Origin of the sequence: Maribacter zhoushanensis (assembly GCF_029350975.1) — a bacterium.
Classification (GTDB): Bacteria; Bacteroidota; Bacteroidia; order Flavobacteriales; family Flavobacteriaceae; genus Maribacter; species Maribacter zhoushanensis.
The window spans coordinates 521701-538234 of sequence record NZ_JARKMR010000001.1 but is presented as its reverse complement, the minus strand read 5'-3'; the positions used below and the strand labels follow the sequence as shown (position 1 = coordinate 538234).

The 16534-nt window shown below is 35.1% G+C and carries 12 protein-coding genes; 8 read left to right on the top strand and 4 right to left on the bottom strand.

The window, feature by feature from the left end; genetic code table 11:
• Positions 1–14 precede the first annotated feature (14 nt).
• On the top strand, positions 15–1508 hold the full coding sequence (locus PXD56_RS02280; protein ID WP_276491740.1) for a DUF1800 domain-containing protein: 1494 nt from the start codon (positions 15–17) through the stop codon (positions 1506–1508).
• A gap of 11 nt (positions 1509–1519) precedes the next feature.
• Positions 1520–3223 (top strand): DUF1501 domain-containing protein, encoded by a 1704-nt coding sequence (locus PXD56_RS02275; protein WP_276491739.1) that lies wholly within the window; start codon positions 1520–1522, stop codon positions 3221–3223.
• Between the two features lie 55 nt (positions 3224–3278).
• Here the strand turns inward: PXD56_RS02275 and PXD56_RS02270 are convergent, their stop codons facing one another.
• Entirely contained in the window at positions 3279–3458 is a 180-nt protein-coding gene (locus tag PXD56_RS02270; protein ID WP_276491738.1) for a hypothetical protein, read from the bottom strand.
• A gap of 209 nt (positions 3459–3667) precedes the next feature.
• Here PXD56_RS02270 and metG point away from each other — a divergent pair, with 209 nt between their 5' ends.
• From metG to PXD56_RS02245, 5 genes are all read left to right on the top strand, one after another.
• Positions 3668–5755 (top strand): methionine--tRNA ligase, encoded by a 2088-nt coding sequence (gene metG / locus PXD56_RS02265; RefSeq protein WP_276491737.1) that lies wholly within the window; start codon positions 3668–3670, stop codon positions 5753–5755.
• A gap of 51 nt (positions 5756–5806) precedes the next feature.
• Positions 5807–7249, top strand: a complete 1443-nt coding sequence (locus PXD56_RS02260; protein WP_276491736.1) for a hypothetical protein — start codon at positions 5807–5809, stop codon at positions 7247–7249.
• A 243-nt stretch (positions 7250–7492) separates the two neighbouring features.
• Positions 7493–9616 carry a Tex family protein gene (locus PXD56_RS02255; RefSeq protein WP_276491735.1) on the top strand — a complete coding sequence of 708 codons (2124 nt, stop codon included), beginning with the start codon at positions 7493–7495 and terminating at the stop codon, positions 9614–9616.
• 4 nt (positions 9617–9620) lie between these two features.
• Positions 9621–10523: a histone deacetylase family protein gene (locus PXD56_RS02250; protein WP_276491734.1), complete on the top strand. Its 903-nt coding sequence runs from the start codon at positions 9621–9623 to the stop codon at positions 10521–10523.
• A 79-nt stretch (positions 10524–10602) separates the two neighbouring features.
• The gene (locus PXD56_RS02245) at positions 10603–11436 is read left to right on the top strand and encodes a phosphatase PAP2 family protein (RefSeq protein WP_276491733.1); all 834 of its coding nucleotides are present in this window, start codon (positions 10603–10605) and stop codon (positions 11434–11436) included.
• Between the two features lie 19 nt (positions 11437–11455).
• Here PXD56_RS02245 and recQ read toward each other — a convergent pair whose 3' ends face one another.
• The 3 genes from recQ to PXD56_RS02230 all read right to left on the bottom strand — a co-directional run bounded on the left by recQ (position 11456) and on the right by PXD56_RS02230 (position 14844).
• Positions 11456–13540 (bottom strand): DNA helicase RecQ, encoded by a 2085-nt coding sequence (recQ, locus tag PXD56_RS02240; protein WP_276491731.1) that lies wholly within the window; start codon positions 13538–13540, stop codon positions 11456–11458.
• Positions 13541–13591: 51 nt separating this feature from the next.
• Positions 13592–13924: a single-stranded DNA-binding protein gene (locus tag PXD56_RS02235; protein ID WP_276491730.1), complete on the bottom strand. Its 333-nt coding sequence runs from the start codon at positions 13922–13924 to the stop codon at positions 13592–13594.
• A 233-nt stretch (positions 13925–14157) separates the two neighbouring features.
• Entirely contained in the window at positions 14158–14844 is a 687-nt protein-coding gene (locus tag PXD56_RS02230; RefSeq protein ID WP_276491729.1) for a GNAT family N-acetyltransferase, read from the bottom strand.
• Positions 14845–15051: 207 nt separating this feature from the next.
• Here PXD56_RS02230 and PXD56_RS02225 point away from each other — a divergent pair, with 207 nt between their 5' ends.
• Positions 15052–16533 carry a sensor histidine kinase gene (locus tag PXD56_RS02225; RefSeq protein WP_276491728.1) on the top strand — a complete coding sequence of 494 codons (1482 nt, stop codon included), beginning with the start codon at positions 15052–15054 and terminating at the stop codon, positions 16531–16533.
• Position 16534: the final 1 nt, after the last annotated feature.

The following is a 16534-nucleotide window of genomic DNA, read 5'->3' as shown; positions in this document are numbered from 1 at the left end:
GCCTATTTAAGAATATGGAATATTTCATTAATTGTAATACTTCTACCCTTGCTCCGTATACAGCTAATTTAGATCAGCTAAGAGCAGCCCATTTATATCGCCGCCTAGGATTTAGTGCCTCTGTGGAAACTATTAACCAAGCAATAGGGCAATCAGCCGGTGCATTGGTAGATAGTTTAATAGATGAAGCTTTAAGTATGCCAGAAATAGCTGCGCCTGCTTGGGCAAATTGGAACAACGACAATTACCCTGCGGACAGCGACGCAAGCAATCAATTAAAGAGAGAGCAAAAAAATGAGTTTCAACTTACTTATGCCAAAGGTCTACTAAATAACAATTTAAGAGACCGATTAAGTTTCTTCTGGAGCAATCATTTTGTTACAGAACTAGAGGTTTATAATTGTAATGCATTTTTATATGAATATATAGATTGCCTTCAAAGACACTCCTTAGGTAACTTTAAAACTTTTACAAGCGAAATAGGTTTGACCAATGCCATGTTATATTACCTAGATGGTGTTTATAATAATGGTAACAACCCTAACGAAAATTATGCTCGTGAACTGTATGAACTATTTACATTAGGTGAGGGTAATGCATATACAGAAGAAGACATTATTGAGACCGCAAAAGCACTTAGTGGTTATGTAGAACGTGGTGAAGTTGGCTGTACACCTGTTGCGTTTGATGCTACAAAACATGATGCAGGTCCTAAAACTATATTAGGACAAACAGGTAATTGGGGATATGATGATGTCATCAACATTCTTTTTGAACAAAGAGCCCCTGAGATCGCTGAATTTATTTGCAGAAAATTATATGAGTTTTTTGTTCATCCAGATTCTAGAGATGATGCAAATAACGCCCAAATGATTATTGATGGCATGGCTGCCACATTTATGACCAATGATTTTGAATTGGCACCTGTATTAAGACTTTTGTTTAAGAGTCAACACTTTTTTGATGACGAGGCTATAGGGGTAATTATAAAAAGCCCGGTAGACTTCTATTTCAATACGCTTAACGAATCTAACTTTAACTATACCGACACTAACGTTGCCGAAATGGTCAACTACAGTGCATTGTTAAGTCAAGAGATATTTGAACCATTTGATGTTGCCGGTTGGCAAAGAGATAGATCTTGGATCAACACTAACTTTATGATCGGCCGTTGGTTGACCATTGAAAGTATTCTAGAAGAATTCTATATGGCAGATAATGAGCAGTTTCGCTCATTTGGTCTTGAAATATCTGGTAACGAGGGTTTAACAAATTCAAATCCGGATGTTGTTGCAAGACTAATTATAGATTTCATTTTAACGAAGGGACTTCTAAATGAAGAAGAATATGCCAAAGCATTTGCCATATTCAGAAGTGATGTAGAAGATGTTTACTACGAAGGTGGTAATCAAGAATCATGGACTCTGGCTACTTGGCCACAAGGTCCGTTTCAAGTATATCTACTTTTTCAATATTTAGCAAGACAACCTGAGTTTCAATTAAAATAACACCTACTACTATGTGCAATACACACCATACCCCGTTTAAAGGTCTACAACATGAAGGCCATGACGAAGAACATAAAACATGGAGCAGACGCTCTTTTTTACAAGCAATGGGCATAGCTGGTTCTGGCTCAATGATGCTTGGATCAAATATGCTATCGGCATCTGCACCATCACCCTTATCAGCAGCTATTTCAGGAGCAGAAACAGACAATATACTTATACTTATTCGCCTATCTGGTGGTAATGATGGTTTAAGCACAGTCATACCTATTGAACAGTATGACAGCTACGCCAATGCAAGACCTAACATCTATGTACCAGAAAGTAAGGTCTTAAAATTGACAGATGAATTTGGGGTACCATCATACATGAGTGCTTTGGCACCTATGTGGGAAGAAGGTCAATTTAAAGCAGTACACGGTGTAGGCTATGAAGGTCAAAGTTTATCTCACTTTACAGGTTCAGACATCTTTGCCAATACAGATATAGAAACAACGGGTTTTAGCGGTTTAAATACCGGGTGGATGGGTAGACATTTTGAAAACATCTATCCTGATTATTTGGTGAACCCACCTGCGGCACCAGCAGCAATTCAAATAGGACAATTTGGTAGTTTGGTCTTTCAAGGTGATGAAACAAACTATGCATTTGTAACTTCAAATGTTGACCAATTAGAAGAAATTGCAGAATCTGGTGTAGTATATGGTTTAGAAGATAATTTGTTCAACGATTGTATGTATGGTGATCAACTTAAATTCTTAAGAGGTGTAGCCAATACTACATATGAATATTCTGGTATTATACATGATGCTTACACACGTGGGCAAAACCAAGTTGAATACCAGGACAATAGTTTTGCGCGCCAATTGGCACTTATAGCAAGATTAATCAAAGGTAATTTAGGGACAAAAGTATACATGATTTCTATGGGTGGTTTTGACACTCATGGTAATCAACCACAGGCTCATGCTGAACTTATGACTAAATTATCTGTTGCGGTGAACAACTTTTATGAAGATGTAGCCTTTACACAGCAAGATGATAAAGTTCTGAGCATGACTTTTTCAGAATTCGGAAGACGTATTTTTGAAAATGGTTCTAATGGTACCGACCACGGTAAAGCAACACCAACGTTATTTTTTGGTTCAGGTTTAAATGGTAGTGCCTTTGTTGGTGACCACCCAACATTAGATGACCCAGATGGTAGAGGTAATTTAGAATACACAATGGATTTTAGAGATCTGTACGCCACCGTTCTTGCAGAATGGTTATGCGTAGACGTACCCTTGGTTGAAGCTCATTTACTGAACTACAAACCTTATGTACCCGTAGATTTAGGATTTAGTTGTAGCGGTGAAGCTTTCCCAGATATTGTATACAGTGACGGTGAAGTTACTCCGCCAGTTTACCCAGATGAAGAAGCTGAAACACCCTTTAATCCAGATTTATTGAATGCCGTGGTTCATAAACCATTTTACCCAACGGATAGTACACCACATATCTATTTGGAGATGCCCTTTTCGGCACATGTAGATATTCAACTTTATAACATTCTTGGTCAGAAAGTAGGCACCGTTTTTAACGAAATGATGTTTGAAGGTTCTACCGAAATAAATATACGAGAGCGCATGCCCGAACAGCTATCAACAGGTAAGTATATTTATCGTATCAATGTACAAAACCAAAACATGAGTAAATCAGTGATGGTAGCTTAATTTGTTTCCCAAATGTAAAAAGCCCTATTCAAATAAATTGAGTAGGGCTTTTTAATTATGTTAATTTAGAGTTGTTCATTTTAGACTCGAACCGTAGCTCTTTTTTAACTCTGTGATTCTTGTCTTTATAGAGTCTAACAACATCTTCTTTGCTAGTACTTGAGTTTTCTATAGCCTTTTCTATCTCGTTCAGACTATTATCCAACTTAATTTTATTAGAATTACCAACACCCATATCTCATATATTTTAGTTAATAAATAAGTTTTTTCTTACAATAGAACTAAAATTTAATCGTTTTATTATGTTTTTTGTTCTGTAATTCAATTTTAAACTTGGTTTCAGAAAAAGAACGGAACAAATTCACTTTTCTACGAGACCACAATTGCGAAGTAATTAGTAATTCTCCCGGCAAATTCTGTATTTTTGCAGCCTAATTTATTTTGATGTCCGATATTAAATCACCCTCTAGATATACCATTACCGCTGCTTTACCGTATACAAACGGTCCAATTCATATTGGTCATTTAGCAGGGGTTTACGTACCAGCAGATATATACGCCCGTTACCTTAGATTAAATGGTAAAGATGTTGCCTTTGTTTGTGGTAGTGACGAACATGGCGTTGCCATTTCAATGAAAGCAAAAAAAGAAGGAGTTACTCCTAAAGATATTATTGACAAGTACCATGCAATAATTAAGCAGTCTTTTGTAGATTTTGGCATCACGTTCGATAACTATTCTAGAACTTCGGCACAAGTTCACCATGATACCGCATCAGAATTTTTTGTGAACCTTTATGAAAAAGGAGACTTTATAGAAGAGACTACTGCACAGCTGTTCGATGAAGAAGCACAGCAGTTTTTAGCCGACCGTTTCGTTATAGGCACATGCCCTAAATGTGGGAACGAAGAGGCATATGGTGATCAATGTGAAAATTGCGGTTCTAGTTTAAATGCAACAGATTTAATAAATCCGAAATCAACTATAACAGGTACCATACCAACCACCAAGGAAACCAAACACTGGTTTCTACCTTTAGATAGATATGAGGATTTTCTAAGAGAATGGATATTAAAAGGTCATAAAGACGATTGGAAGCCGAACGTATATGGGCAATGTAAATCATGGATCGATGGCGGATTAGAGCCACGTGCTGTAACCAGAGATTTAGACTGGGGAATACCAGTACCCGTTGAAGGAGGAGAAGGCAAAGTACTTTACGTATGGTTCGATGCTCCTATAGGTTATATCTCATCTACCAAAGAATGGGCTGCACGAGAAGGAAAAGATTGGGAGCCTTATTGGAAAGATGAAGACACCAAATTAGTTCACTTCATTGGGAAAGATAATATTGTTTTTCACTGTATTATTTTCCCATCTATGTTAAAGGCAGAAGGTAGTTATATTCTACCTGAAAATGTACCGGCGAACGAGTTCTTGAACTTAGAAGGAAACAAGCTTTCTACCTCTAAAAACTGGGCAGTTTGGTTACACGAGTATTTGGAAGATTTTCCTGAGATGCAAGATTCGCTACGCTATACATTAACGGCGAATGCACCGGAAACTAAGGATAACGATTTTACTTGGAAAGATTTTCAAGCCCGTAATAATAATGAATTAGTAGCTATTCTTGGTAATTTTATCAACCGAGTAGTAGTGTTGACCAATAAATACTATGATGGTAAAGTACCAACATCAGGAAATTTAACCGATGTTGATACCGAAACGCTTGAGCAATTATCAAAATACCCCGCTACTATATCAAGTTCTATTGAGCGCTACCGTTTTAGAGAAGCTGGTCAAGAACTTATGAATCTTGCTCGTTTAGGTAATAAATATTTAGCAGATGCAGAGCCCTGGAAGGTGATTAAGGTAGATGAAGAACGAGTAAAAACTATTATGAACGTTGCCTTACAAATAGCCGCAGGTTTAGCTGTTTTAAGTGAGCCATTTTTACCATTCACATCTAATAAACTAAAGAACATCTTAAATCTATCTTCGTCGGAGACTGAGCATAGTCAAAGTCTAAATTGGGATAGTGTTTCTTCAAAGGAAGATTTGCTTAATGCAGACCATCAAATTAATAAAGCAGAATTACTTTTTAGAAAAATTGAGGATAGTGAAATTCAGGCGCAACTAGACAAATTAGAAGCTACTAAAAAAGCGAACGAATACGAAAACAAGCAAGTAATGCCACAAAAAGATACGATTACATTCGATGATTTCTCTAAACTAGACATGCGTGTTGGTACTATCATTGAAGCTGAAAAAATGGCAAAAGCCAAAAAGCTTTTAGTCTTAAAAGTAGATACCGGCTTAGATGTTAGAACTATTGTTTCCGGTATTGCAGAAAGCTTTAAACCAGAAGAAATAGTTGGCAAAAAAGTTACCGTTTTAGTCAACCTGGCACCAAGAGCTTTGCGCGGTGTTGATAGTGAAGGTATGATCTTAATGACAGAAAATGCCGATGGAAAATTGGTTTTCGTAAACCCAGATGAAGATGGAGTTGGTAATGGTGAGGGGATAAATTAATTTGAAATATTTCTTTAAAAAAATGGCTTTTATCCACAAATTCAATTTTATATGAGAATAAAAGTTCAAATATCTTTTTTAAAAATACTCTGTTTTTTTCTATTTTTTTCAAAATTATATTCGCAAGAGTTTTCTAATACAGTTGAACTTAAATTACCGATACATTCACTAACTGAAAATTTTTCTTTAGTTGATAAGTCTGGACATATTCATTACGTGTATAAACTCTATGACCATATTCGTCATTTAGAATTTGATGAAAACCTAACTTTATTGAATGACTCGGAATATAATAATACGCTCATATCGCAACAAAATATTATTGGATATGAAGCAACGGATAAGAGAGAGATAAGATTATATGTTTCAACAAACAACAAGCGAAATTTTACTGTTTTGACGCTTTTTAAAAATGCCTTAAGCATTGCTAAAATCAATTTAAAACTAAAAGGCGAAAAGCCTATAAAAACAATTAATTATAATAACAAATTTTATCTTCTAAGCATAAACAAAGGCTCTTCTACTATTAATGTTTACATATTTGAAGGAAAACATGTAGAAAAAAAAGTCTATCCATTTAACACTGAGGTTTTTTTAAACTGGACCAATGATGCACTCCCCTTGTCTGAAGTAATTACGAAACAAAACATTGAGTTTATTGAACCAAATATTCCATTACCAATCGAACAAACTTCATCTCCTATAAAAATTTATCCAAACGCAGATAATTTAATATTAACGCTAAATCATAGACGAGAAGAAACTAAAATATTAATACTCAACCTTTCTGATTCTGAAAGTAAAGTCAAGAACATACCAATGCCTAATTTGGAATTTATAAATGAGAAAGCTCACAGAATAAATTCGTTCTTATTCCAAAATAAACTATTTCAAGTTTCAGCATTACCGAAAGCAATGTCTTTCCAAATTACAAATATAGAGTCCTTAGAAAACATAAGTAATTACTCATTTACTGAAGATGAACCTATTCCGTTTAAAAATTCACCAATTTATGAGGAAGCCAATTTACTTTCAAATGATAAAACCAAAGAAATAGAAAAAACGAAAAAATTCTTACGGAAAGTATCAAATACAGATTTAGGTATTGCCGTTTATCAAACCAATAACATTTTGAATATTAGTATAGGAGGTTCTAAGGAATTAAATCCAGATATGAACGGTATTGTTACTGCAGGAATTCTTTTCGGCGCAATTGGTGCAGCTGTTTATGCAAGTTTATCTCCTACATCTAGAACCTATGACCTTTATACAAATTCAAAATCAGTATACGTGAAAAGTTTATTTTCTGCGCAATCTTTTCAAAATATTGAAGGAAATGCTTCAAAGAATTCTTTTGACAAAATTAGGGACTTTATTCAAAAACATGACCTAAAGAGAACCAATTTTGGGAATATCACTAAATATGACAATGGCTTTATTTTTAGCTACTATCTTAAAAAGAACAAAGAATTGACAGTCGTTAAATTTGAATAATAACTTTCAAAAATTAATAAAAGTATAATCTTAATAACAGAAAACGCCGATGGAAAATTGGTATTCGTAAACCCAGATGAGGATGGTGTTAGTAATGGTGAGGGGATAAATTAATTTTAAATAAAACCTATTATTAAAAGCTTTGGTTAACCACCAAGGCTTTTTGTTTTTCAACAAATACCTAACTCAGTTTGATTTCAATACCTAATAATGGGTATTTTTAAAAGTTCTAAACGATTTTACATGCAATTACTGCCCTACATACTAAAACATACTCAACTTCCAGAAAAAGGAATTCAAAATACTATTGAACTTTTAAATGCAGATTGTACTATTCCGTTTATATCGCGTTACAGAAAAGAGCGTACAGGAAATTTAGACGAAGTACAAGTTGGTGCCATTGTTCAATTTAAAGAACAGTTTGAAGCCTTGGAGAAAAGAAAAAAGGCAATTGTAAAAGCCGTAGATGAACAGGGTGTTTTAACCAAGGAGTTACAGCTAAAGTTTGAAAGCGCCCCAGACCTTACACAATTAGAAGACTTATACCTCCCTTTTAAAAAGAGTAAAAAAACCAAAGCCGAAGTTGCTCGCAAAAACGGATTAGAGCCTTTAGCCAAAATCATTATGACACAACGTAATAATGAGATAGAATATACGGCTTCTAAATATCTTAGCGCTACTGTAGAGAACGAAGATGATGCCTTAGAAGGAGCACGGCATATCATTTCTGAGTGGATCAATGAACGTACAGACATTAGGGCATCAATACGATCTCAATTGGCAAGGTTTGCCATCATAGCTACCAAGGTAATCGGAACTAAAAAAGATGATGAAAAGGCGCAGAAATTCCGCGATTATTTTGATTGGAGCGAACCGTTGAATAAATGTCCGTCGCATCGATTATTGGCTATACTACGCGCAGAATCAGAGAAATTTATTAGAGTAAAGATTGAACTCGACGATGAGCGTTTATTAGATCGCATTAAAAATCGTATCATAAAAACCAACAATACCTGTGGAAAGCAAATTGAACTTGCTATAGATGATGCATACAAAAGACTTCTTTTTCCTTCGTTGTCCAATGAAATACTAAAAGCAGCCAAGGAAAAAGCTGATGATGATGCCATAGCTGTTTTTTCCAATAATTTAAGACAATTGCTGTTAGGCGCGCCCTTAGGTGAAAAACGCATACTTGCCATTGACCCCGGTTTTAGAACGGGCTGTAAAGTAGTCTGCCTAGATGCACAAGGTAACTTGGTACATAATGAAACCATTTATCCGCATGCACCTCAAAATGATATTGGCGGAGCAATCAAAAAATTAAGTTCGTTGGCAAATGCATACAAAATTGAAGCTATTGCCATTGGTAACGGTACGGCATCACGAGAGACCGAACAGGTTGTTAAAAAGGTAATTTTTAATAATCCTGTAGAAGTATTTGTGGTTAGTGAAGCCGGAGCATCAATTTATTCTGCATCTAAAATTGCGAGAGATGAATTCCCAAATTATGATGTTACCGTTCGTGGTGCAGTTTCTATTGGTAGACGTTTGGCGGACCCTCTTGCCGAACTCGTAAAAATTGACCCAAAATCTATTGGTGTTGGGCAATATCAACATGATGTTGACCAAGGTAAACTAAAAGCATCTTTAGACACCGTAGTAGAAAGCTGTGTAAATTCGGTCGGTGTAAATATTAATACTGCCAGTGTGCCACTACTGAGTTATGTGTCTGGAATAGGTCCTAAATTAGCAGAAAATATAGTTACGCAGAGAAAAGAAAAAGGCGCTTTTAAAAGCAGAAAAGATATAAAAGATGTTCCCCGTTTAGGAGGAAAAGCATTTGAACAAGGAGCCGCTTTTTTACGTATTAAAGATGCCAAAAATCCGCTAGACGATTCTGCCGTACATCCAGAAAGTTATGGTATAATCAAGCAAATGGCAAGGGATCAAAAAACAGAAATTCTTTCTTTAATCGGAAATAAGACACTTCTTGAAAAGATTGAATTAGAAAAGTATTGTACTAATGATGTTGGGTTACCTACATTAGAGGATATACGCTCAGAGTTAGAAAAACCAGGTCTAGATCGCCGCGAAAAAGCCAAGGTATTTACGTTTGACCAAACCATTAAATCGATTACTGATTTACATAGCGGACAGTTGTTACCCGGTATTGTAAATAACATTACCAATTTTGGTTGTTTTGTAGATATTGGTATTAAGGAAAGTGGATTAATACATGTTTCTAATCTTTCAGATAGCTTCGTAAAAGATGTAAATGAACATGTACACCTACATCAGCAAATAATTGTAAAAGTTTTAGATGTTGATGTACCTAGAAAACGTATTCAATTAAAGTTTCATAAATAAACTGATGCTGAAAATAGCCTACCATCCTATTTATAAACATCCATTACCGGAGAAGCATCGTTTTCCAATGATAAAATACGAGCTTTTACCACAGCAATTGATTTATGAAGGTACATGTACAGAAGAAAACTTCTTTGAACCAGAGATACCGAATGACAAACATATTGTAGCCGTTCATGATGCGGAGTATTTCTATGACTTATTGAATATAATGATACCGCCTAAAATGGCACGAAAAATAGGTTTTCCGTTATCGGAAGATTTGGTAGAAAGAGAGCGTATAATTGCAGACGGTACTATTAAAGGATGTGATTATGCCTTGAAATATGGAATTGCAATGAATATTGCAGGCGGAACCCACCATGCATACAGCGACCACGGCGAGGCTTTTTGTATGTTGAATGACCAAGCTATAGGTGCAAAATATTTGCTAAACAAAGGTTTAGCAAATAAGGTTCTTATTATAGATTTAGATGTTCACCAAGGCAATGGCACGGCAGAAATATTTCAACAAGATGAATCTGTATTTACATTTTCAATACACGGGGAAGGAAACTATCCTTTCAAAAAAGAAAAATCGGACTTAGATATTCCCTTAGCAAAAGGTACTACGGATGAAACCTATCTTTCTATATTAGAAGAGAATTTACCACAACTAATTGAAAACGTAAAACCAGATTTTATCTTCTATCTCTGTGGCGTTGATATTCTTGATAGTGACAAGTTAGGTACTTTAGGTATGACATTAGAAGGATGCAAAAAACGAGATGAGTTTGTTTTAACTACCTGTCATCAACTAAATATACCTGTTCAATGTAGTATGGGTGGCGGGTACTCTCCAGACATTAAAATCATTGTTGAGGCACATGCCAACACCTTTAGAATAGCACAAGAATTATATTTTTAAGGACTCTTTTAAATGTTTAGAGCAAAACATTGTTCTAATTTGATTATATTCTAATGCACCATAACTTTAAATTTGCTTCATGAAAAATCTAATAATCCTTTTAGGTATAACCTTTTGTATTTCATTGAACGCACAAGATTCCACTAAAGATTCTACAGAAACCCGTTGGAATATGTTCAAACATGACATGGGCAGTATATTTGGTGGAGTGGGCTATTCCTACGCACGCCCTTTTCATTGGAAAGGTGATCAATGGGCCCAATTTGGTGCTGTAGTAGCAGGTACTGGCTTAGTTTATTTGGCAGATGATGAAACATCTCGCTTTATTAGAAATAATAGGGAGGGTATTCCAAGAGTCGTTCGTGATTATGGTGAGTTTTATGGTAATCCGTCGAATAATTATATAGCAACAACTGGTGTATATGCCGCAGGATTAATTACCAAAAATGAAAAACTAAGAAGAACAGGTGTATTATTAGTATCGTCAGCTACTTCTGCCGGTCTTTTACAACAAGTTTTAAAATCTGTAGTAGGTAGGGCAAGACCTCTGGCTGATTTGGGTAAGGATACCTTTGACCCTTTCAACTCTAGTAGAAATTTTCATTCATTTCCTTCAGGTCATGCCTTATTGGCTTTTACAAACGCATATGCCATTGGCAAACAATTTAAAAACCCTTGGGTAAAAGCTGGAATATACACTATTGGAGCAATACCAGGCATATCTCGTGTATGGGATGGTCAACATTATCTAAGTGATATGGTTTTTGCATTTGCCATCAGTATTGCCACCGTAGAATCTATAGATAGATATCTAGATAAGAGGTATGATGAAAAGTACAACGACCAAAATAAAATGGTGAGTTGGAATCTGAATTTTGGACCTGGTCAATTGGGCGTAACCGTTAATTTTTAATTTAAATTATCGGCAATATTTAAGAATCCAACATATATAAGGCAAACTTAATTTTCCAGTAAGGCACCTTTTCCTCAAAATATTCAAAATAATCTTTTAGTCCGGTAGCATCGGTTAATTCTGATTTGGCTTTTTCTATTTGCGCTATTTCCTTGGCATTTACGAACTGATTCAAATCTAGTTCTTCACCTTCGGTATGCTTTTTCATTAAATGCCCGTAAATGGTGTTTTCAGAAAGGTTTCTTTGTGTTGCTATTTCTGATACCGTTAGTCCTTCAGAAAATAGTTCAAAAGATTGATCGTGAGTTTTCTTTTTCGATTTTTTAGTGCCTACATGCTTTTTAATTTCATCTAAAAACACATCGGCATACTTCTCTAGTTTAGCCTGCCCAACCCCAGATACTTCCATGAATTCCGTTTCGTTTTTAGGTAACTTGGCTTCCATATCCTTTAAACTGGCATCACCAAAAACTACATATGCAGGTACATTTTGTTCCGTTGCAATTTGCTGTCTAAGCAGTCTCAACTTTTCAAACAAATCAGTTTTCTTAATCCGTGATTTGGCAACAGTCTTTTTCTTTTCTTTTTCCTTTTGAAGAACGGCTAATTGAACTTTTCTACCCGAAAATAACACCTCTTTTGCTTGTGGAGTTAACCCCAGTCTTGCGCCTTCCCTAAAATTAATATCTAACACGCCTTGGTTCAACAATTGAATTACATATTGCTGTAAATCTAACCAAGAGACCTCTTTAACCGCACCATACGTTTTTATGTTTTGATACCCTTTTTCTAAAACTTGCGCGTTCTGGGCACCTCTTAAAACATCTATCACCATACCCATAGGTTCACGTTCTTTTAACCGTGCAACACCAGAGCACACTTTTTGCGCCAATAAGGTAGCATCAAAGTAAGCAGGTGGTGAATTACATATATCACAATTACCACAGCCTTCGCTAACCTGTTCTCCAAAATAATTTAATAATGCAATTCTACGACAACTCAATGCCTCTGCAAATTGTTGCATACGCTCTAATTTAGCATACTCTACATCTGCATTTTCACTTTGGGTAATGAACCTGCGTAATTGCGCTACGTCTGCAAAGCTGTAAAATAGTAAAGCATGAGCCGGAAGACCGTCGCGACCACCACGACCAATTTCTTGATAATACCCTTCAATATTCTTGGGTAGATTATAATGAATTACCCAACGTACATTACTCTTATCTATACCCATACCAAAAGCAATAGTTGCCGCAATAATGGGAACCTTATCGGTAATGAATTCTTCTTGAACCGAAGAACGTTCATCAGAGGACATACCTGCATGATATGCTTTAGCGTTAAAACCGGCATTACGCAATTTTTCGGCAATAGACTCTGTACTTTTTCGGCTTAGGCAGTAGATGATTCCGCTTTCATTAGGTCTATCATCTAAAAAATCTAGAATATGTTTTATTCTATCCTGAGCCGGTTTTACATCTAGATAAAGGTTAGGTCTATTGAAAGATGCCAAATGACGCTTGGCATTTACAATTTGTAATTGATCTGCAATATCATCTTGTGTAGTCTTATCCGCAGTTGCCGTAAGCGCCATAACAGGAATATTTGAGAATCTTCTTTTTAATCCGCCTAACTGAGTGTAAGCAGGTCTAAAATCATGACCCCATGAAGATATACAATGCGCTTCATCTACGGCAAAAAGACTAATCTTTAAGTTACCTAGAATATTATTGAAAAAACCTAAACTCTCTGGAGCTACATAAAACAGTTTCAACTCGCCTCGTTCTAACTTCCCTAGGATTTCTTGTTGTGTTTCTACGGACTGTGAGCTGTTGTAATATTCCGCTGCAATTCCGTTTGCCTTCAGCACATCTACCTGATCCTTCATCAATGCTATCAACGGAGAAATTACAATAGCCGTTCCTTCAAGTGCCAGTGCCGTTAATTGATAACAAAGAGACTTACCACCACCTGTAGGCATAATTGCCAATACATCTTTTTTACCAAGAGCATCTTCAATTATCGATAACTGATTCGGTTTAAACGAATCATAACCAAAGTGCTTTTTTAATAATGGTAGTAGGTCTTTTTCTGTTGCTATCATGTTTTGCAAAAATAGTGTTTGAAATTGTCTTTACTAGCGGTTTTCAAAGGATTACTTACCCAACATCAACAACTCATTACACCTTATCTCGGTGATGTATCTTTTTTCACCTTCTTTAGTTTCGTACGATCTATGCGTAAGTTTACCTTCTACGGCTACTTGTTTTCCTTTAGCTAAATAGTTCTCTACAATTTCAGCTGTTTTTCCCCATGCAACGATATTGTGCCATTGTGTATCATCTACCTTTTCGCCTTTTGCGTTTTTATAACTATCTGTGGTCGCTATTGAAAACTTAGCCAGTTTAGTACCTCCTTCTAAGTTTACAATTTCTGGATCTTGACCTAAATTTCCAATTAACTGTACTTTGTTTTTTAATGCGTTCATCTTACTAATTTTAATGGTTTACAAATTATTCTATCAAGCCATGTTAACTTGACACTGCAAACCTAGAACAGCATAGAAAGCTTATTCGGTTTATAAACGTTTACTATCGTTTGTAAACGTTTATAGTCGTTTGAAATTATTTTTATAGCTGATATACAGTATTTTAAATTAAATATTAAAATATAAAAAAGAGGTAACCAAAACGAAGTAATTGATGCAAGATGTAGAAATCACTATAATTTTCTATACAACCACCAGTTCATATCTCGAGTTAATTCATAGCCTAACTTCTTATAAAGCGGTATTGCCAAATTTCCTTTATTGGTATGTAGAATAGGCTGCTTATTCTCTTTTAAAATCTCTTTTGTTGTATGGGCTATAAGTTGTTTTGCCAAACCTCTTCTGGTATAATCTGGGTGGGTTATTACCGCACTGACCTCAACAAAAAGATTGGTCTGCATTCGTTGCCCAGTCAATGAAACCAATTTACCATCCTTAAAAATTCCGTAATAATTGCCCAACTCAAAAGTCCTTCTACGATAATAACCAGGCATTACCAACCAGACCAAATCATATACCTCATCGATATATTCATCGCTCAGCAAAACAATATCTTCTGTTATCAAAACATCTGACAATTCATTTAATACCATTTGACAACCATCAACTTTCTTCTCTAGGGCTATCTTAGTTTCATCTACTACAGGTGTTTTATTTTCTGATACAAAAAAGAAACTATCGGTAGTATTTGAATATTGTTTTGAAGCGTTCGTAGTTTTCGCTTCATCAAAAAAAGCTCCAAATGTACACACCTCTTGATCATAGAATTGCACTCCATCATATTCAACACGAAACTTTTTATGTGTTTCATTTAACGAATACCAAACGGGATTTTTAAGTTGTGTATCTAAGTCTAACATTGTAAAAAATTATAATCATTGCCAAAATATTGATTCCTGAACAAATCATACTTCAAATTAAACAAAAACTCCTAAAATAAAATCTAAAAGCTGCTATTTTGGTAGAAGCTTAAAATATCTTGAAACTTATCCAATAAAAAACTATAACTTATGACTGCAGAGACATTTAAACAAATCTCTAAATCATAAACACTTGATAGCTTTTGTATGGATATCTTGAATTACAAGCAATTTACCACTATACTATTCACGTCAATTTACGGCGTTTTTGGTATTTATCACTTGCTATCTTATATAGTTTTAAGACACAAAATCTTACTATACTATTTTATTCTCATCATCGGCTTGACGCTACATTATTGCCTCATTTTTATTTATGAAGGTTCGTTAAGTGAACAAGCGAAATTAATGGCTTACAATGCATCCCCTATCACGGCGGTCATTTCCACTTTTGGACTATTAATGTTCACAAAAAGCTATTTAAACATATCACCAATTAAGCACCGAACACTATCTTCAATTTATAAAGTGTTTATCGTAATTTTAATAGTTCTACCAGTAGTATACATACTAAATCATTTTATCATAAAGGTTGAATGGATACGAAATAGCATAATAATGATAGCTGCAATTACAGCATTGTCCACCACCCTTCTTTGTCTATTTTCAGGATTTAGATTATACAACACTGAAAAATTCAACAAGTACTATTTGTACTCATACACCCCATATCTTTTTGGATCAATACTTTATATAGCAGCTTGGTTTTCAAAGAAGTATTATCAAACAGAAACTGATGGTATGGTATTGATCACTTCAGTATTAGTGACATTACAATTAATTCTATTCTCCATTTTAGTCAGTTACAAGTACAAATCTATTGAGGACAATAACATTAAAATGCAAGTAGAGGCCAACGATAAACTTGCAACCGAAGTTGAAAAACAAACAAAACATTTACAACTTGCCAAAGAAGATCTGGAATATCAAAATGAAGAACTTGACAAAGTAAACAAGCTTAAAAACAAATTATTCTCCCTACTTACCCACGACGTAAGAGGACCTCTCAATAACGTTAGTGCCATTATTGAAATGATAGAAAGCCAGTTAGATGAAAGTGAATTAAAAGAGATTACCAAAAAATTAAAAAACGAAGTAATTGACAGAATTTCTATGGTCAATGTATTGCTTGATTGGTCTTACAAGCAACTAGAAGGGGTCACTTTAGACAAAAAATTATGCAATTTAGAAACGCTTTTTATTACTATAAAAAAGGAGTTTCAAAGAATGGCAGATGAAAAAGCCATAGCAATAGAATTAGATATTTCTTGCCAAGAACTCGTTATTGATGAAAATATGCTGAAGGTTATTCTTCGTAATCTACTTTCCAATGCTATTAAGTTTAGCAAGAAAGGTCAAAAAGTAATATTATCATCTAAATGCACCGCTGATAGTGTTGAAATAAAAGTCAAAGATTTTGGGCTGGGAATGCAGTCAGATTGGCACAAGCAGTCAGAAAACAACAATCAACCTACAGTTCGCGAAGGCACCAATGGTGAAAAAGGTACTGGTTTTGGCTTGATGATCACTAAAGATTTTGTAGAAATGAACGATGGAGAAATCATGTGCAAAAGTGAGATTAATAAGGGTACAGAGTTTATTCTAACATTTAACACTATAACTCCATAAC